This window comes from Methylobacterium nigriterrae, from assembly GCF_037106235.1.
GTDB classification, from domain to species: domain Bacteria; phylum Pseudomonadota; class Alphaproteobacteria; order Rhizobiales; family Beijerinckiaceae; genus Methylobacterium; species Methylobacterium nigriterrae.
This window is the reverse complement of the sequence record NZ_JBAWTG010000065.1, coordinates 1-17526: the sequence shown is the minus strand read 5'-3', so window position 1 is coordinate 17526 and position 17526 is coordinate 1. Positions and strand designations below refer to the sequence as shown.

The 17526-nt window shown below is 70.9% G+C and carries 18 protein-coding genes and 1 other RNA gene; 10 read left to right on the top strand and 9 right to left on the bottom strand.

The window, feature by feature from the left end:
• The first annotated feature begins 300 nt into the window (after window positions 1-300).
• Together WDW90_RS24470 and WDW90_RS24465 are read left to right on the top strand one after the other, a co-directional pair.
• Complete coding sequence (locus WDW90_RS24470; protein ID WP_336490089.1) at window positions 301-1923, top strand: hybrid sensor histidine kinase/response regulator; 1623 nt, start codon at window positions 301-303, stop codon at window positions 1921-1923.
• 30 nt (window positions 1924-1953) lie between these two features.
• Window positions 1954-2274, top strand: coding sequence for a plasmid stabilization protein (locus WDW90_RS24465; protein ID WP_336490088.1), 321 nt, complete (start codon window positions 1954-1956; stop codon window positions 2272-2274).
• Window positions 2275-2334: 60 nt separating this feature from the next.
• On the opposite strand, the gene WDW90_RS24460 is transcribed toward WDW90_RS24465, so the two are convergent.
• From WDW90_RS24460 to gap, 6 genes are all read right to left on the bottom strand, one after another.
• Window positions 2335-3408, bottom strand: coding sequence for a tetratricopeptide repeat protein (locus WDW90_RS24460; protein ID WP_336490086.1), 1074 nt, complete (start codon window positions 3406-3408; stop codon window positions 2335-2337).
• Window positions 3405-4064 (bottom strand): thiamine phosphate synthase, encoded by a 660-nt coding sequence (locus tag WDW90_RS24455; RefSeq protein WP_336490084.1) that lies wholly within the window; start codon window positions 4062-4064, stop codon window positions 3405-3407. Before WDW90_RS24455 ends, WDW90_RS24460 begins: the two co-directional genes overlap by 4 nt.
• A gap of 22 nt (window positions 4065-4086) precedes the next feature.
• Complete coding sequence (fba, locus tag WDW90_RS24450) at window positions 4087-5160, bottom strand: class II fructose-bisphosphate aldolase (protein WP_336490082.1); 1074 nt, start codon at window positions 5158-5160, stop codon at window positions 4087-4089.
• A 281-nt stretch (window positions 5161-5441) separates the two neighbouring features.
• A complete protein-coding gene (locus tag WDW90_RS24445) occupies window positions 5442-6641 on the bottom strand; it encodes a phosphoglycerate kinase (RefSeq protein ID WP_336490081.1) in 1200 nt (399 codons plus the stop codon).
• A 37-nt stretch (window positions 6642-6678) separates the two neighbouring features.
• Window positions 6679-7149, bottom strand: coding sequence for a hypothetical protein (locus WDW90_RS24440; protein WP_336490080.1), 471 nt, complete (start codon window positions 7147-7149; stop codon window positions 6679-6681).
• A 170-nt stretch (window positions 7150-7319) separates the two neighbouring features.
• Window positions 7320-8327: a type I glyceraldehyde-3-phosphate dehydrogenase gene (gene gap / locus WDW90_RS24435; protein ID WP_336490079.1), complete on the bottom strand. Its 1008-nt coding sequence runs from the start codon at window positions 8325-8327 to the stop codon at window positions 7320-7322.
• Between the two features lie 479 nt (window positions 8328-8806).
• Between gap and WDW90_RS24430 the strand changes: the two genes are divergently transcribed.
• From WDW90_RS24430 to WDW90_RS24400, 7 genes are all read left to right on the top strand, one after another.
• The gene (locus WDW90_RS24430) at window positions 8807-9118 is read left to right on the top strand and encodes a DUF4164 family protein (protein ID WP_336490077.1); all 312 of its coding nucleotides are present in this window, start codon (window positions 8807-8809) and stop codon (window positions 9116-9118) included.
• A gap of 18 nt (window positions 9119-9136) precedes the next feature.
• The gene (locus tag WDW90_RS24425; RefSeq protein WP_336490076.1) at window positions 9137-9499 is read left to right on the top strand and encodes a cell division protein ZapA; all 363 of its coding nucleotides are present in this window, start codon (window positions 9137-9139) and stop codon (window positions 9497-9499) included.
• Between the two features lie 112 nt (window positions 9500-9611).
• A non-coding RNA gene (ssrS, locus tag WDW90_RS24420) (6S RNA) lies at window positions 9612-9769 on the top strand.
• The gene (locus WDW90_RS24415; protein ID WP_336490075.1) at window positions 9759-10352 is read left to right on the top strand and encodes a 5-formyltetrahydrofolate cyclo-ligase; all 594 of its coding nucleotides are present in this window, start codon (window positions 9759-9761) and stop codon (window positions 10350-10352) included. Before ssrS ends, WDW90_RS24415 begins: the two co-directional genes overlap by 11 nt.
• A 7-nt stretch (window positions 10353-10359) precedes the next feature.
• A complete protein-coding gene (locus WDW90_RS24410) occupies window positions 10360-11181 on the top strand; it encodes a TIGR00282 family metallophosphoesterase (protein WP_336490074.1) in 822 nt (273 codons plus the stop codon).
• A 136-nt stretch (window positions 11182-11317) separates the two neighbouring features.
• Window positions 11318-12292, top strand: coding sequence for a MotA/TolQ/ExbB proton channel family protein (locus WDW90_RS24405; RefSeq protein WP_336490073.1), 975 nt, complete (start codon window positions 11318-11320; stop codon window positions 12290-12292).
• A 3-nt stretch (window positions 12293-12295) separates the two neighbouring features.
• Entirely contained in the window at window positions 12296-13309 is a 1014-nt protein-coding gene (locus tag WDW90_RS24400) for a peptidoglycan -binding protein (RefSeq protein ID WP_336490072.1), read from the top strand.
• Between the two features lie 7 nt (window positions 13310-13316).
• On the opposite strand, the gene WDW90_RS24395 is transcribed toward WDW90_RS24400, so the two are convergent.
• Both WDW90_RS24395 and WDW90_RS24390 read right to left on the bottom strand, forming a co-directional pair.
• On the bottom strand, window positions 13317-14333 hold the full coding sequence (locus WDW90_RS24395; protein ID WP_336490071.1) for a D-cysteine desulfhydrase family protein: 1017 nt from the start codon (window positions 14331-14333) through the stop codon (window positions 13317-13319).
• Window positions 14334-14343: 10 nt separating this feature from the next.
• A complete protein-coding gene (locus WDW90_RS24390) occupies window positions 14344-16191 on the bottom strand; it encodes an ABC transporter transmembrane domain-containing protein (RefSeq protein WP_336490100.1) in 1848 nt (615 codons plus the stop codon).
• Between the two features lie 154 nt (window positions 16192-16345).
• Here WDW90_RS24390 and rpmE point away from each other — a divergent pair, with 154 nt between their 5' ends.
• Window positions 16346-16600, top strand: a complete 255-nt coding sequence (rpmE, locus tag WDW90_RS24385; protein ID WP_336490070.1) for a 50S ribosomal protein L31 — start codon at window positions 16346-16348, stop codon at window positions 16598-16600.
• Window positions 16601-16711: 111 nt separating this feature from the next.
• Here the strand turns inward: rpmE and rcdA are convergent, their stop codons facing one another.
• Window positions 16712-17239, bottom strand: coding sequence for a protease adaptor protein RcdA (gene rcdA, locus WDW90_RS24380; RefSeq protein WP_336490069.1), 528 nt, complete (start codon window positions 17237-17239; stop codon window positions 16712-16714).
• Window positions 17240-17526: the final 287 nt, after the last annotated feature.

The window sequence follows — 17526 nt, the reverse complement described above, 5'->3', positions numbered from 1 at the left end:
GAAATACATCAGGGACACGGCTCAGTACTCGTGAGATCCGACAAGTTCGGGCGCGGTGCAAGCACATAAGCGCTGATCCCGTCGTCGTCTGCTCGGACACGCCGCCGATTTCCGTTGAGATCGCTCGAACTCCGCCTCGTCGATGGTTCCTCGTCCGTCGAAGATGGCGCGCAAGCGTCACAGCCTCGACTCTGTCCGCCTCGGTCGACAGCCCAGACACGGATGAATAGAACGGTCCGCGAGGTTTCGCGATCGTTCGCGCGGCCAGGCGTCCAGCACGAAGGTGTGACACACGCGAGCATGCCCCATACGCCCGAGACCCCGCCGACCGGCGTCGAAGCCCGCCTGAGACCTGCATCGTCCGCCGGCATCCCCGACCGCAACGGTGACATCTTCTTCGCGGCGGTCGAGACCACCCGGATGCCGATGATCGTCACGGATCCTCACAGACCCGACAATCCGATCATCTTCGCCAACCGCGCCTTCCTGGTGATGACGGGCTACAGCGCCGACGAGATCCTCGGCCGCAACTGCCGCTTCCTGCAGGGGCCGGAGACCGACCGGGGGACGGTGACGGAGCTGCGCCGCGCCATCGCTGAGCGGAGGGAATTCGCGACCGAGATCCTGAACTATCGCAAGAACGGATCCTCGTTCTGGAACGCGCTCTTCATGTCGCCGGTGCTCAACGCCGAGGGCGAGCTGATCTATTTCTTCGGCTCCCAGCTCGACGTGTCCCGCCGCCGCGATGCCGAGGACGCGCTCGGCCAGGCGCAGAAGATGGAGGCCCTCGGCCAGCTCACCGGCGGCATCGCGCACGATTTCAACAACCTGCTGCAGGTGATCGTCGGCTACATCGACATCCTGGCGGCGGGTCTCGAGAAGCCGAATGCCGACCGGGGGCGCCTCTCGCGCGCCGCGGACAACATCCGACAGGCGGCCGAGCGCGCCACCACCCTGACCCAGCAGCTCCTCGCATTCGCCCGCAAGCAGCGGCTCGAGGGCCGGGCGGTCAACCTGAACACGCTCCTCGAGGGCATGAGCGACATGGTCGGCCGCTCGCTCGGCGAGCAGGTCGACATCGAGTTCCGCCTCGCGGACGATCTCTGGACCTGCCGGGTCGACCCGACCCAGACCGAGGTCGCGATCCTGAACGTGCTGATCAACGCCCGCGACGCGATGCCCGAGGGCGGCCGTGTCGTCATCACCACCGAGAATTGCACGATCGAGGAGAGCGACATCACGGGCATCGGCCCGCTGAAAGCCGGCCGCTACGTCCGGGTCTGCATCGCCGACACGGGCGGCGGCATCCCGCCGAGCGTGCTGGCGCGGGTGATGGACCCGTTCTTCACCACCAAGGAGGAGGGCAAGGGCACCGGCCTCGGCCTCTCGATGGTCTACGGCTTCGCCAAGCAATCGGGCGGGGCGGCGCAGATCGATTCGACGCTCGGCGAGGGCACCACCGTGCGCCTCTCCTTCCCGGCGACCGGCGGCGAGGATCCGGGCCTGCAACGCCCGGTCCACAGAGCCATCGACCGGCCCGGCACCGAGACGATCCTGATCGTCGACGACCGCGAGGACGTGGCCGAGCTCGCCCGCACCATCCTGCGCGACTTCGGCTACACCACGCTCACGGCCGCGAACGGCCGCGCGGCCCTCGAGATCCTCGATTCCACCGAGACGATCGACCTGCTCTTCAGCGACCTGATCATGCCGGGGGGCATGAACGGGGTGGTGCTCGCCCGCGAGGCCCGCAAGCGCCAGCCGCGCCTCAAGGTTCTGCTCACCACCGGCTACGCCGAGGCGAGTCTCGAGCGAACCGATGCCGGGGGTTCGGAGTTCGATATCCTGAACAAGCCCTACCGGCGCACGGAGCTGATCCGGCGGGTGCGCGCGGTCCTCGACGGGCCGACGGGAGTCGGCTGAGCGGGGGCGGGGCGGGACGAGGAGCGTGTCATGCCCCGCGGCGACAAGTCGAAATACACCGACAAGCAGGTCCGCAAGGCCGAGCACATCGCCGAATCCTACGTCGAGCGCGGCGTGCCCGAGTCGCAGGCTGAGGCGCGCGCCTGGGCGACGGTCAACAAGGACGATGGCGGCGGCAAGAAGCCCGGCGGGTCGGGCCGCGGCAAGTCCACCGGCCACCCCGCGGCGCACAAGGGCGGCGCCACTGGCGGAACAGCCTCGGCCTCCCGCACGCCTGCCCAGCGCTCGGCCTCCGCCAAGAAGGCCGCCGAGACGCGCAAGCGCAACGCGGCCGCGCACGCGGCGCATTGAGGCTGATTCGTCTCACCGGCTCGCATACCGCGGGACCATGCCGGGACGCGCCGCCCGACCCTACTTCACGTTCGCCCGTTCCGCCGCGAGACGCTCGGCCCGGCTGCGCTCGTCGGCGGTCAGGCCGGTGAGCGTCTGGTCGAGCCACGCATCGGACAGGCCCTGCGCGGCCGCCGCGAGATTCCAGGCCGCGGCCTCGACCACGTTCCTCGGCACCCCGCGGCCGGCCGCGTAGAGTCGCGCCACGCGGTTCTGCGCGATGGCATTGCCGCGCGAGGCGGCGTGCAGGAAGTAGCGCGCGGCCCGCGCCTCGTCCTTCGTCAGGCCGGTCCCGTTGAACAGCAGGATGGCGAACTCCACCTCGCCCGCGAGATCGCCGTTGTCGGCCGAGCGCCGGAACCATTCGGCCGCCCTGGACGGGTCCTTCGGCACGCCGCGGCCCTGCAGGTAGAGGACGCCGAGGTCGTGCTGGGCCGGCCCGATTTCCGCATCCGCGGCCTTGCGGAACAGCGTCGCGGCGCGCGCCTGATCGGCCTCCTGGCCGGTGCCGAGCAGGATCAGCGCGAGGTTGTAGGCCGCGGTCGGCTGGCCCTTCTCGGCAGCCTGCTCGAGCCAGCGGCGCCCTCCCTTCGGATCCTTGGCCATGCCGCGGCCGTCGAGCGCCATCAGGCCGAGCGAGGCCATGGCCTGCGGCTCGCCCTGGGCCGCCGCCAGCTTGTACCAATCCGCCGCCTTCACCGGGTCCTGCTTGACGCCGAGGCCCTGGTTGTAGAGCTCGCCGAGCAGCGTCATCGCGGCCGAATCCTTGCGGTCGGCCTCGATGCGCTTCGTGGCCTCGCGAAAGGCCGTGACGTACTGGCCCCGCTGGTAGGCCCCGTAGGCGAAATCGGGTGTCCGGTCGGTGGCGGGAGGCCGTGCGCCGCCGACATAATTCGGCGTGTAGGGCGAGGGGAGTTCCCGCGCCGGTGCCTTCAGGGTCTCCGGCTGGCCGGGTCCCGCGGCGGGCTTTTCAGGCTGCGCGGGCTTTTCAGGCTGCGCGGGCTTGGCCGGCCCGGCAACCGGCGTCGGTGCCGCGAGAACCGATGCCGATGCGAGCCACAGCCCGGCCGTCGCGAGCGCCCCGCCGAACTTCACGGAGTCTCCCCGGACCGCGCGATCAGGGCCTGCGCCCGCGCGACCGCCTCGGCTCCCGGGAGCCAGATCCCGCTCTCCAGCCCCACGAACTCGGCTCCGGTGGCGACGAGGGCCGCCACCTCGGCTTCCGCGCCCGCGACGGCGATGCAGGGCGTCTCGAAGATCTCGGCCCACCAGGCGGCGCGCGCGCGCACGCCCTCCGGATCCGGCGTGGCGCCGTCGGGGTAGAGACCGCCGAACATCAGGTAGTCGATGCCGGCCTCGCCGGCATCCATCGCGGCGTGGCGGGTCTCGATCCCGCCGGCTCCCAGGATGCGCCCGTCGCGCAGACGCCCGCGCAGGTCGCGCAGATCCGCCTCGGCGGGCTTGTCGAGATGCACCCCGTCGGCCCCGCCCCGGGCGGCCACGCTGACGAGATCGCCCGAGAAGCCCGCGCAGGCGAGGACGAGGGCCGCGCCCGCCTCCTGCGTCGCGGGTGCGATGCGCTTGACGAGCGCCACGAGGCTGCGCTCGTCGCTCGGCGCCAGGCGCAGGATCACGGCCGCCGCGTCGCCGGCCGACAGCGCGTCCCGCAAGGAAGCGATCAGCGCGTCGGCCTGGCCCGCATCCACGCGGTGCGGGCTCAGCAGGACCAGCCGGGTGAGCGGTTCCGTCATGACGTCGTCCGGGCTCGGATGCTCAGCGCGCGGACTCGATCTTCGGGTCGAGCGAGCCCTCCGCGTAGCGCTTGGCCATCGCGCCGACCGAGATCGGGCGGATCTTCGAGCCCTGGCCCGCGGTGCCGAACTCCTCGAAGCGCTGCTTGCAGAGCTTCGTCATCGCGTCCATGGCGGGCTTCAGGTACTTGCGCGGGTCGAACTCGGCCCGGTTCTCGGTGAGGACCTTCCGGATCTGGCCCGTCATCGCCATGCGGTTGTCGGTGTCGATGTTGATCTTGCGCACGCCGTGCTTGATGCCGCGCTGGATCTCCTCGACCGGCACGCCCCAGGTCGGCTTCATCTCGCCGCCGAACTGATTGATGATGTCCTGCAGATCCTGCGGCACCGAGGAGGAGCCGTGCATCACGAGGTGGGTCGTGGGCAGGCGGCGGTGGATCTCCTCGATCACGTTCATGGCCAGCACCGCGCCATCGGGCTTCCGGGTGAACTTGTAGGCGCCGTGGCTCGTGCCCATCGCCACCGCGAGCGCGTCGACCTTGGTGGCGGCCACGAACTTCACGGCCTCGTCCGGATCGGTGAGGAGCTGGTCGTGGCTGAGCTCGCCCTCGGCGCCGTGACCATCCTCGGCCTCGCCCTGGCCGCTCTCGAGCGAACCCAGAACGCCGAGCTCGCCCTCGACCGAGACGCCGGCCCAGTGCGACATCTCGGAGACCTTGCGGGTGATCTCGACGTTGTAGGCGTAGTCGGCCGGCGTCTTGCCGTCGGCTTTGAGGGAGCCATCCATCATCACGGAGGTGAAGCCGTACTGGATCGCGGTGGCGCAGGTCGCTTCGTTGTTGCCGTGGTCGAGGTGCATGCAGACGGGAATGTGCGGGTAGATCTCGACGAGGCCGTCGATCATCTTGGCGAGCAGGATGTCGTTGGCATAGGCCCGCGCGCCCCGGCTCGCCTGCAGGATCACCGGGCTGTTGGTGGCGTCCGCCGCCGCCATGATGGCGAGCCCCTGCTCCATGTTGTTCATGTTGAAGGCGGGGACGCCGTAGCCGTACTCGGCGGCGTGGTCGAGAAGCTGCCTCAACGTGATGCGTGCCATGGTTCAACTCCTCGTCGCGATCGATGGGCCGTCAGGCGGTATATAGGCGCGGCGATGAACCGTGGCCGGCACCGCGCCGCGAAAATTTCTCGGTTTCCCCGCCTCATGGGCCGCCGAGGCGGTGGGCACAGTCTTCCTGCGAGGTGCGGCTCCCGTCCGGTGAGCGAGAGAGGCCACGCGAGGGGTGCGCGTTGTCCGGAAGGGCGGATCCATACGCGGCCCCCTGCGCGGACCCGGCCACGCCCGAACGGGAGGGGCGGGGCTTCACGCTGTCCGGCGGCCTACTTCGCCCGGAGGGCCTCGACGCCGGGAAGTTCCTTGCCTTCCAGCCATTCGAGAAAGGCGCCGCCCGCGGTCGAGATGTAGCTGAAATCCTCGCCGACGCCCGCGTGGTTGAGCGCCGCGACGGTGTCGCCCCCCCCGGCGACCGAGACGAGCTTTCCGGCCTTGGTGCGCTCGGCCGCGTGGCGGGCCGCCGCGACCGTCGCGGCGTCGAAGGGCTGCAGCTCGAAGGCGCCGAGCGGTCCGTTCCAGACGAGGGTCGCGGCGCCGTCGATCGCCGCGTCGATCTCGGCGACCGATCGCGGGCCGGCATCGAGGATCATGCCACCCTCCTGCACGGCGTCGACGCTCACCGTCTCGTGGGGCGCGTTAGCCCTGAACTCGGAGGCGACGACGGCGTCGACCGGCAGGATGATGCGGCACCTCGCCGTCCTGGCGGCGTCGAGGATGCGCTTCGCGGTCTCGGCGAGATCGCGCTCGCACAGAGACTTGCCGACGGGCTTGCCCTGCGCGTGCAGGAAGGTGTTGGCCATGCCGCCGCCGATCACCAGCATGTCGACCTTGGAGACGAGGTTCTGCAGGAGGTCGATCTTCGAGGAGACCTTGGCGCCGCCGACGAGAGCGATGACGGGGCGGCTCGGCGCCTCGAGCCCCTTGGTCAGGGCGTCGAGCTCGGCCTGCATCAGGCGGCCGGCATAGGCCGGCAGGCGATGCGCGAGCCCCTCGGTCGAGGCGTGCGCCCGGTGGGCGGCCGAGAAGGCCTCGTTGACGTAGACGTCGCCGTTGGCGGCGAGCGCGTCGGTGAAGGCCGGGTCGTTCGTCTCCTCGCCGGGATGGTAGCGGGTGTTCTCGAGGAGCAGCACCTCGCCGTCCTTCAGGGCCGCGACCGCTGAGGACGCGGCCTCGCCGACGCAATCCGCCGCGAACGCGACCGGGCGACCGAGATGGCGGCTCAGGGTCTCGACGACCGGCTTCAGCGAGTCCTTCGGGTCGGGCTTGCCCTTCGGGCGACCGAAATGCGCCAGCAGCACCACCCGTCCGCCCTGGTCGGCGATCTCCCGGATCGTCGGCACCACGCGCTCGATGCGGGTCGCGTCGGTGACGCGCCCTTCCTCCATCGGCACGTTGAGGTCGACCCGCAGGAGGACCCGCTTCGAACGGAGCGGGCCGGCGTCGTCGAGGGTGCGGAAGGCTGTCATCCTGGCCTGTCTTGTCGGGTTTCGAGGAAAGGCGCGCTCAGCGCGGGGGCGGCAGCATGTTCTGGAGGTTGAGACGCTGGACGGCGACCATCAGCACCACGGTGAGCACCGCCGTGATGATCGCGGCGAGGACGAGGGCGCCGGCGCCGGGCAGGCGCTTGGTGCGGTCGCTGAGGCTGCGCACCTCGGTGCGGAGCGCCGCGAGGTCGGACTGGCGCGCGGCCTCGTTCATGCGGGTCGAGGCATTCTCGACCTTGTCCTCGACGCGCGAGAGCAGTGCCTCGGAGCGGGCGTACTTGTCCTCGATCCGCGAGCACTTGTCCTCGATGCGGGCGAGCTGGTCGGCGAGGTGATGGGCCGGCAGCGGCCCGCTCGCGGCGGAGGCCGGCTTCTCGACCACGGGAACGGGCTGCGCCGGCCTCGCCTCCACGGGGGGCGGGGGCGGATTCGCCGGCGCGGCGGGGACGAAGTTCTGGCCGGTCGACGGGGTCGGCGAAGCGTCGGTCATCTCGGGCACACCTGCGGTTCAAGGAAATGGCGCGGCTCTCGCGAGCGCTCCAGGCCTAGTGTCCCCGCCTTGTATCACCGGATCGACAGCTTGGCCGCCCGGAGGCGCCGCCGGCCAAGCTGCCGGTGCGCCTCCGCACGTCGATCCGGGGATGGCGGGGCCGAACCGGCTCAGATGAGCTTGGCCATCGCCACCGCGGTGTCCGCCATGCGGTTCGAGAAGCCCCACTCGTTGTCGTACCAGGACAGGATGCGCACGAAGGTGCCGTCCATGACCTTGGTCTGGTCGACGTGGAAGGTCGACGAATGCGGGTCGTGGTTGAAGTCGATCGATACGTTCGGCCGGTCCGTGACGCCGAGGACGCCCTTGAGCGGGCCGTTCGCGGCCGCCTTGATGGCCTCGTTGATCTCCTCGACCGACGTGGCACGCTTGGCCGTGAACACCAGGTCCACCGCCGAGACGTTCGGGGTCGGCACGCGGATCGCGGTGCCGTCGAGCTTGCCCTTCAGCTCCGGCAGAACGAGGCCGACGGCCTTGGCGGCCCCCGTCGAGGTCGGGATCATCGAGAGCGCCGCGGCGCGGCCCCGGTAGAGATCCTTATGCATCTGGTCGAGGGAGGGCTGGTCGTTGGTGTAGGAGTGGATCGTCGTCATGAAGCCGCGCTCGATGCCGACGGTCTCGTTCAGGACCTGGGCGACCGGCGCGAGGCAGTTCGTGGTGCACGATGCGTTCGAGACGACGAGATGCTCGGCCCGCAGCTTGTCGTGGTTCACCCCGTAGACGACGGTGAGGTCGGCGCCGTCGGCCGGGGCCGAGACGAGCACGCGCTTGGCGCCCGCGTCGAGATGGGCCTTGGCCTTGTCCTTGGCCGTGAAGATGCCGGTGCACTCGAGCGCGATGTCGACGCCGAGGTCGCGGTGGGGGAGCTCGGCCGGGTTGCGCACGGCCGTGACCTTGATGCGCTTGCCGTCGATGATGATGGCGTCGCCCTCGACGCCGACCTCGCCCGGATAGCGGCCGTGCACGGAATCGTAGCGGAGCAGGTGGGCGTTCGTCTCGACCGGGCCGAGATCGTTGATCGCGACCACCTCGATGTCCTTGCGGCCGGCCTCGTGGATGGCGCGCAGGACGTTGCGGCCGATGCGCCCGAACCCGTTGATGGCAACCTTCACCGTCACGGCGTGACTCCTTCCTGGTGTGGGGCGCCGTGCATCGGGCGCCATCCGGCATGGTGAGCGGGGCGGCGGCAAGGCCGACCAGATTCCGCGTCGCGCGAAACTGGGCCCGCTCTGTGGGAAACCTGCTTGAACCTGCGATGAACCGGATCGGCCTTCGGGCTCGCGCCGGCGCCGTGGATCATCCGGGGGACGGATGAGGCGCGCGGGGACCTGGCGAGTGTCACGGGAGGGAATCCGGCAATGTCGCGCCGTCACCGGCGGGTGAGCGGGCGGCGGCTGTCTAGCATGGCACTTCGGGCTGTCAAAGCTTGCGGCGTGACAATCCTCCGAGGATGAGGCTTCGGCCTGTTCGGTACGGGGACGGACAGGAATTCCCGCACAAAATCGGCTCTGCGCGGCTAGAAATCCGGGTCGGTCTGTCCGAAATCTTGGCGCCGTGGATGATCTAGGACGGCGGCGCTGCAAAACCACGGTGAACCATGACCACGGCGATCGATGACGCGCTCACCCGGCTCGACACGGCTCTGACCCGCCTGGAGGCCACGGTGACGCGCCGGCTGGAGGCCGAGCAGGATCCGGACGACCGCGAGATGGAGCTGGCCCTGATGGCCGAGGATCGGGCGCGGCTCGCGGCCGCCCTCGACGCCGCGAGCGCACGGCTCGCCGGGATGGAGGCCGCCGCCGGCGACGTCGGGGAGCGCCTCGACCGGGCCATCGAGGCCGTCGAGGGGGTGCTCACGCGTCCGGCCGAAGGCTCGAGCCCCGCCGATGACCCGCGCCCTGCCGCCTGACGCCGTGCCCGAGTGCCCATGCCCCTGATCAACGTCACCATCGACGGCAAGAACTACCGCATGGCCTGCGGCGAGGGAGAGGAGGCGCATCTCGCCGCGCTCGCCGCCGATCTCGACGGACGGGTCACCGAGATGCGCAAGGCCTTCGGCGAGATAGGCGACATGCGCCTGCACGTCATGGCGGCCATCACGCTCGCGGACGAATTGGCCGAGCTGAGGCGCCGGATGGGTGCCCTCGAGGAGGAGGCGGCCTCGCTCCGCCTCACGGCAGAGGGCGCCGCCGCCGAGCGTGCGGACCGCGAGGCGCGGGTCGCCGACGGCCTGACCCGGGCGGCCGAGCGCATCGAGCGCCTGTCGCAGGCGCTGGCGGGCGGCGGCTGAGCGCCGTCGGGCCGCGAGGGGCGGGTAGGCCGCATGGCAGGCCGGCGCATCATGACGCGACAGCGGCCCATCGCCACTGGCGCCGGATCCCGGCCGACGCTACATGAGATCTGCGGGGCTGCAGGGTTCGTCAGGAGAACTTTTCCCCGGGGCCTTATCGACTCCCTCGGGAGCTGTCCCTGGCCTCGTCCCTGGACTTGGCCAACACGGCGCCCACCTACGCTGTAGGTTTCCCGGGATCGACACTCCAACGGCTCACGTGGCTCCGCACTCATCCTCCCCCATCACCGCCCGCAAGGCGGAACTCCGCTCCGCGTCGCTCGCCCGCCGCGATGCCCTCGACCCCGAGATCCGGCGGGCCGGCGCGCTCCACGTCGCCGATGCGGTCCTGGCCGTGGAGGCGCTCGCGGAAGCGCCGATCGTCGGCGCCTTCTGGCCGATCCGCAGCGAGGTCGATCCGCGTCCGATCATCCAGCGCCTGTTCGCCCGCGGGCAGCGGATCGCCCTGCCCAAGGTGACGCCCGACGGACTCGTCTTCCGCGAGTGGAAGGCGGGCGAGGCCCTGGCGCGGGGCGGCTTCGGTCTCAGCGAGCCGCGCGACGACCTGCCGCCGCTCGACCCCACCGCCCTGATCGTGCCGCTCGCCGCCTTCGACCGGCGCGGACAGCGAATCGGCTACGGCCGTGGCTATTACGACCACGCCATCGCGCGGCTCTCGCGCAACGGCCCCATACTCACCATCGGAATCGCCTTCTCGGTGCAGGAGATCGACGAGGTTCCGGCCGAAGCCCACGACCGTCCTCTCGACCACCTGATCACCGAGGCCGGTCCCGTCCCGCTCCACAAGGTCTGAGCCCGCGATGCGTCTCCTCTTCCTCGGCGACGTCGTGGGGCGTCCGGGCCGCACCGTCGTCACCGACCGGCTCCCCGCGCTTCGCGAGCGCTGGCGCCTCGACTGCGTCGTGGTGAATGGCGAGAACGCGGCCGGCGGCTTCGGCATCACCGAGGCGATCTGCGACGAGATCCTTCAGGCCGGGGCCGACGCGGTGACGCTCGGCAACCATTCCTTCGACCAGCGCGAGGCCCTCGTCTTCATCGCGCGCCAGCCCAAGATGATCCGGCCCGCCAACTACCCACCGGGCACCCCGGGGCGGGGCGCGGCGATCGTCGAGACGCACGCGGGCGCCCGCGTCCTGGTGGTCAATGTGATGGGGCGCCTCTTTATGGACGCGATGGACGATCCCTTCGCGGCGGCCGAGCGCGAGCTCTCGGCCTGCCCGCTGGGCGAGGCGGCCGACGCCGTCATCGTCGACGTCCACGCCGAGGCGACGAGCGAGAAGCAGGCCTTCGGTACCTTTCTCGACGGCCGGGCAAGCCTCGTCGTCGGCACCCACACCCACGCGCCGACCGCCGACCACCGCATCCTGCCGGGCGGCACCGCCTACCTGTCGGACGCGGGCATGTGCGGCGACTACGATTCCGTCCTCGGCATGCAGAAGGACGAGCCCCTGCGCCGGTTTCTCCAGAAGACGCCGGGCTCGCGGCTGGAATCGGCGTCGGGCGAGGGGACCCTGTGCGGCGTCGCGGTCGAGACCGACGCCGCCACGGGCCTCGCGACCCTCGTGGCCCCTGTGCGCTTCGGGCCGCACCTCGAGGAAACCTGGCCTCGCGCCTGGGATTAGGCCGAAAGCCGCCCCGCGCCCGTGCTCCCGCGACTTGATCGGCCCCGCGCCTGCCGCCACAGTGCCCCGGTGATCGACCCGGCACGCCGTTCAGCATTGAAGCGGTCCTGAGCCTGCAATCGAAGAGTTGCGACCGATGGCGGCCCGTTCTGCGTCCCCCCCTCTGGCAAAGCCCGGCATCTACCTCGTGCGGATGCTGGTCTTTCTCATCCTCGTCGGATTCCTGGCCTTCGTGCTGTTCAAGCAGATCACGCCGGCCTTTCTCGCCAATCCCGGCCTCAACGGGCTGATCCTCGGCATCCTGCTGATCGCGGTGCTGCTCGCCTTCGGACAGGTGGTGCGGTTGTTCCGAGAGGTCGGCTACGTCAACGCGGTTGTGGCCGGCGACACCCCGCGACGGCCGCCGAGCCTCCTGGCTCCGCTCGTTCTCGCCATCGAGGCGCGGCGGGACGGGGCGGCCCTGCCGGGTGTGCGCGCCTTCCTCGACACGGTCTCGGCCCGCCTCGACGAGGGGCGCGACATCCTTCGCTACATCGCGGGCCTGCTGATCCTGCTCGGCCTGCTCGGGACCTTCTGGGGCCTCATCGACACGCTCTCGGCGGTCGGCGCCGTGATCAGGTCGATGCGGGGCGGATCCGACGCGAGCGTGATGTTCGACGAGCTCAAGAACGGGCTCGCCGTGCCGCTCGGCGGCATCGGCCTCGCCTTCTCGGCCTCGCTGTTCGGCCTCTCGGGCTCGCTCGTGATCGGCTTCCTCGACCTCCAGGCAGGGCAGGCCCATGCCCGCTTCCACAACGAGCTCGAGGATTGGCTCGTCTCGGGAGAGGCGGAGGCTGTCGCGCCCGGCGTGGCCCCGGTGCCGGCGCTGCGCGACCCGGCGGCCGTGGCCGAGCTGAAGGAGGCGGTGGACCGGCTCACGGCCGTGGTCTCCGAGGGCGCGAATGGCCGCGCCGCCACCCAGGCCATGACGAATCTCGCCGAGGGCATCCAGGGCCTCGTCCAGCACATGCGGGCCGAGCAGCAGATGATCCGCGACTGGGTCGAGGCGCAGGCGAGCCGCGAGCGCGAGCTGAAGCAGGTTCTCGATCGCCTCGGCCGCGAGCGGGTCTGAGCCATGGCCTCGCGAGCCGCGCGGCGCGAGCGCACCCTCAACGTCTGGCCGGGCTACGTCGACGCGCTGGCGACGCTGCTCCTCTCGGTGGTGTTCCTGCTGACGATCTTCGTCGTCGGGCAGTTCTTCCTGTCGCAGGAGATCACCGGTCGCGATTCGGTCCTCGACAAGCTGAACCGCCAGATCGCCGACCTCACCGACCTCCTGGCGCTGGAGCGCTCGAGCCGGCGCGCGCAGGAGGAGACCGCTCAGAATCTGCGCACGACGCTCCTGACGGCGGAGGCCGACCGCGACCGACTCAAGGCGCAGGCCGAGGCCGGCACCGCCTCGCAGGGCCAGGCGGGCGACCTCGACAAGCAACTCCAGGCCGAGCGCGGCGCCACCACGCGGGCGCTGACCCAGGTCGATCTCCTCAACGAGCAGATCAGCGCCATGCGGCGCCAGCTTGCGGCGCTGGAGGACGCGCTGGCGGCCTCCGAGGCGCGCGACCGCGAGAGCCAGGCCCGGATCGCCGATCTCGGCAGCCGCCTCAACGTGGCGCTCGCCCAGAAGGTGCAGGAACTCGCCCGCTACCGCTCCGACTTCTTCGGGCGCCTGCGCCAGATCCTCGGTAACCGCAGCGACATAAGGGTGGTCGGCGACCGCTTCGTCCTGCAATCGGAGGTTCTGTTTCCCGCCGGATCCGCTGCCCTCAAGGCCGAGGCGGGGCCGGAGCTCGACCGGATCGCGGGCGCCATCCTCGACCTGTCGAAGCAGATCCCGCCCGATCTGCCCTGGGTCCTGCGCGTCGACGGCCACACCGACGCGCGCCCGATCGCGAGCGCGCAATTTCCCTCGAACTGGTCGCTTTCGGCTGCCCGCGCCATCGCGGTGGTGCAGTACATGGCGGGTAAGGGCATCCCGCCCCAGCGCCTGCTCGCCGGCGCCTTCGGCGAATTCCAGCCCCTCGACACGGGCACGAGCGAGGAGGCCTACGCGCGAAACCGCCGTATCGAGCTGAAGCTGACGGAACGGTGACGGAGCCTCAGGCGCGGAAGGCGCCCGGATAGGCGAACAGGCCGGGCACCCCGCCGGTCATCAGGAACAGCACCGCATCGCCCGCCCGGAAGCGGCCGGAGCGGACGTCCTGCAGCAGGCCCGCAAAGGCCTTGCCGCTGTAGACCGGGTCGAGGAGCAGTCCCTCGTTGCGGGCCATGAGCCGCACCGCCTCGCGCATGCCGTCGGTCGGGATGCCGTAGCCCTCGCCGCGATGGCGGCCGTCGACGAGGATGTCGGCGGCGCCGAGCGCCAGTCCCGGCCGCAGAAGCGCGGCGGTGGCATTCGCCTTCTCGAGCGTCTCGGCCGCGGCCGCGGCCTCAGGGGCGAGAACCGCGTAGGATTGCGCGAGGCTCGGGCTGCGCCCCGTCGCGGCAAGCCCCGCCGCGAGGCCCGCATGGGTGCCGGCGCTCCCATTCGCCGTGACCACGCGCGCGAAGTCGAGCCCGAGCGCCTCGGCCTGCTCCAGGATCTCGGCCGCGCAGGCCGCGTAGCCGAGGCAGCCGACCGGGTTCGAGCCGCCCGCCGGGAACACGTAGGCGCGGCGCCCCTCGGCCCTCAGCGTTCCGGCGCGGGCCTCGGCCTCGCAGAGCGCATCGGCGCCGGCCGGCAATTCGTGGACGCGCGCGCCGAACAGGTCGTCGAGGAAGCGGTTGCCGTTGCCCGTGTAGTCGGGGTCGTCGCGCGCCACGGTGCGGGTCAGGAACAGCTCGCAGGCAAAGCCCGCCCGCGCAGCCGCCGCGGCCGTCAGGCGGGCATGGTTCGATTGCAGGGCGCCCACGGTGATCACGGTGTCGGCGCCCTCGGCGCGGGCCGCGCCGAGCAGGAATTCGAGCTTGCGCAGCTTGTTGCCGCCCCCGCCGATCCCCGCGACGTCGTCGCGCTTCACGAAGAGGCGCACCCCGTTCAGCGCATCCCCGAGATGCCGGGTCAGGCCGTCGAGCGGCTCGATCGGCGTCGGCAGCCGCAGCAGCGGCAGGCGCGGGAAGCGGGCGAGGTCGGCCATGGCTGCGCTCCTACTCGGCGGCCGGCAGCGTCTCTTGGCACAGGTGCTGGCCTTTGCCGCGGGCCGTCTCGTCGAGCGCGTCGGTGAACTGGAGCGCGGCAAGCTGCGCGTAGAGGGCGCCCTGCGCCAGCAGGCTCTCGTGCGTGCCCTCCTCGACGATCCGGCCCTCGTCGAGGACGAGGATGCGGTCGGCCGCCCGGATCGTGGCGAGGCGGTGGGCGATCACCAGCGTGGTGCGCCCGCGCATCAGCGTGTCGAGCGCCGCCTGCACCGCGCGCTCGCTCTCGGCGTCGAGGGCCGAGGTCGCCTCGTCGAGGAGCAGGATCGGCGCGTCCTTCAGGATCGCGCGCGCGATGGCGATGCGCTGCCTCTGGCCGCCCGACAGCGTGACGCCCCGCTCGCCGACTGGCGTCGCGTAGCCCTGGGGCAGCGCCCGGATAAAGGCGTCCGCGTTGGCGAGCTCGGCCGCGCGGCGCACCTCGGCCTCGGAGGCATCCGCGCGCCCGTATGAGATGTTCTCGAAGACGGTGCCCGAGAACACGGTCGGGTCCTGCGGCACCAGGGACAGGCGCTCGCGCAGCGCCTCCGGATCGACCCGGGCAATGTCGATGCCGTCGACCCGAACGGCGCCCGATTGCGGGTCGTAGAAGCGCAGCAGGAGCTGCAGAACGGTGGTCTTGCCCGCGCCGGAGGGGCCGACGAGGGCGATGCGCTCGCCGGGCCGCACGGTGAAGCTGATCCCGTCGAGCGAGGAGCGCTCCGTGCGGGTCGGATAGGCGAAGTGCACGGCGTCGAAGGCGACCTCGCCCCGCGCCGGCCGCGGCAGGCTGAGCGGCAGCTCGGGCGTGCGGATCCGCGGCTCCGCCGCCAGGATCTCGCCGAGCCGCTCGGCGGCGCCCGCGGCCTGGGCGAGCTCGCCGTAGACTTCCGAGAGCTGGCCGAGCGCGCTCGCGCCGAAGACCGCGTAGAGCACGAATTGCGAGAGCTGGCCCCCCGTCATCGCGCCCGTCAGCACGCCTTGCGCGCCGTACCACATCACCCCGACGACGCTCGCCGAGATCAGGAAGATCGCCACGCCCGTGAGCCAGGCACGGGCTCGGATCGAGTCGCGGGCGGCCGAGTAGGCGTTCTCCGAGGCCTCGGCGAAGCGGCTCGCGGTCGCGTCGCCCATGCCGAAGGCCTGCATGGTGCGCACAGCCCCGATCGCCTCCGCCGCGTAGGCCGAAGCGTCGGCGAGCCGGTCCTGCGCGGCCCGCGAGCGGCGGCGCACGCCGCGGCCCGAGAGGATCAGCGGGAAGACGATGAGCGGGATCGCGACGAGCACGAGGACCGAGAGCTTCGGGCTCGTGATCACCATCATCACGACGGCGCCGGCGAAGAGGAACAGGTTGCGCAGGAGGATCGAGATCGAGACGCCGAAGACGGACTTCACCTGCGTGGCGTCGGCGGTCAGGCGCGAGACGATCTCGCCGGACTGCGCCTTGTCGAAGAAGGCTGGATCGAGCACCGTCAGGCGTCGGAACACGGCGGTGCGCAGGTCCGCGACCACGCGCTCGCCCAGCGTCACGACCGTGTAGTAGCGGCCCGCGCTCGACAGGGCGAGGATCGCCACGACCCCGAGCAGCGCCAGGAAATAGGCGTCGATGACCGCGTGGCCCTCCGGCGAGAAGCCGTGGTCGATGACCCGCCGCATCGCGATCGGCACCACCAGCGTCGCCCCGGAGGCGGCGATGAGAGAGACGAAGGCCGCCAGGATGCGGCCGCGATAGACGGACGCGAACGGGATCAGCGGGCGCAGCGCGCCGAGCGGAGCCTTGGCCCGGCCGGCATCGTCGCGGCTCTTCTTACGGGCGGCCATCATGCCTCATCGTGATTGCTCCCAACTCCGGTGCCTTCGGCGCTTGTTCGTGGGTGAAGCCTGCGGTATACGCGCGCCTTCATCCGATTGCGCGTGTTCAATGGCCGCGGGCCGCCAGACGGGCCGGTCGGCGTGGCTATTCGAGGACTTCGTCATGGCAAAGAATGCGGCCGCCAAGGCCAAGGGGACCGACCATCCCGACTACCACTTCATCAAGGTCGTGATGACCGATGGGTCCGACTACATGACCCGGTCGACCTACGGCAAGGAGGGTGACACCCTCAATCTCGACATCGACCCGCTCACCCACCCGGCCTGGACCGGCGGCGAGCAGAAGATGCTCGATCGCGGCGGCCGCGTCTCGCGCTTCAACTCGCGCTTCGGCAGCCTGAGCTTCGGCAAGAAGTAGGCGCGCTGGACCGCGCGCCGCTCGCGACGCGTGGAACCGGGAATCACGAACGGGCGGCACCTGTCAGGGTGCCGCCCGTTCGTGTTCTCAGACGACTCGCACCCTCCGCGTTCAGTGCGTGCTCGGGAAGGCCGAGCGCAGGAGCCCGTGCTGGGCGGCGACCGGGCTCTCGCGCAGGGTGGGCGTCGGCCGGTCGTCCGAGATGAGCGTGTCGAGGTGCAGGATCCGGGCGTGCAGCCGGCGGGCGCGCGAAACGAGGTCCTGGAGGCGCAGCGGCAGGATCGACAGGACGTCCGAGCGCACGGGATCGGGCGTCGCCAGCTTGACCCGGGTCTTCTCCTGCAGCGCCTGCCCGGGGGTGATCTCGCCCTCGGCGACCGCGCGCTGAACCAGGAGCCAGGACGCCACCTGCATGAGCAGCGTGGTCAGGCGCATGCTCTCGGCGGCGTAGGCCAGTGTCGCGTCGCGGGAGATCAGGCGCGATTCCTCGCGTCCCTCGCCGTCGAGATAGGCCGCCGTTTCCTCCACCAGCGCCATGCCGTCGCGGAACAGCGCCCGGAACGCCTCGGATGCGACATAGGTCTCGCCGAAATTGACCCAGTCCCGCTCGTCCCGGAACGTGACGTCGAACCCGTTCATCGTGCCTCCTGTGCCGTGTCCGGATCGTTTTCGTCCCAAGATGGAACGCGCCCGGCGCCTTCCCGGCCCATGGCGCAACTCTAGCGCCGAACCCGAATCTCCGCTGGGTTAACCGGTGAGTAACGTTAACGCGGGCACGGGTTGCCGTCGCGGCGGCGCGTTTCCGCCTGTGTCCGCGGCGCCGGCGAAAAAAAACTAGGACGGCAAAGTCGGCTGTTGGGCTTGCCGTTCGAGCGCCCTGAGGTAGGCATCGGGATCACGGCGGAAGCGGGTTCGTGCGGTGCGGG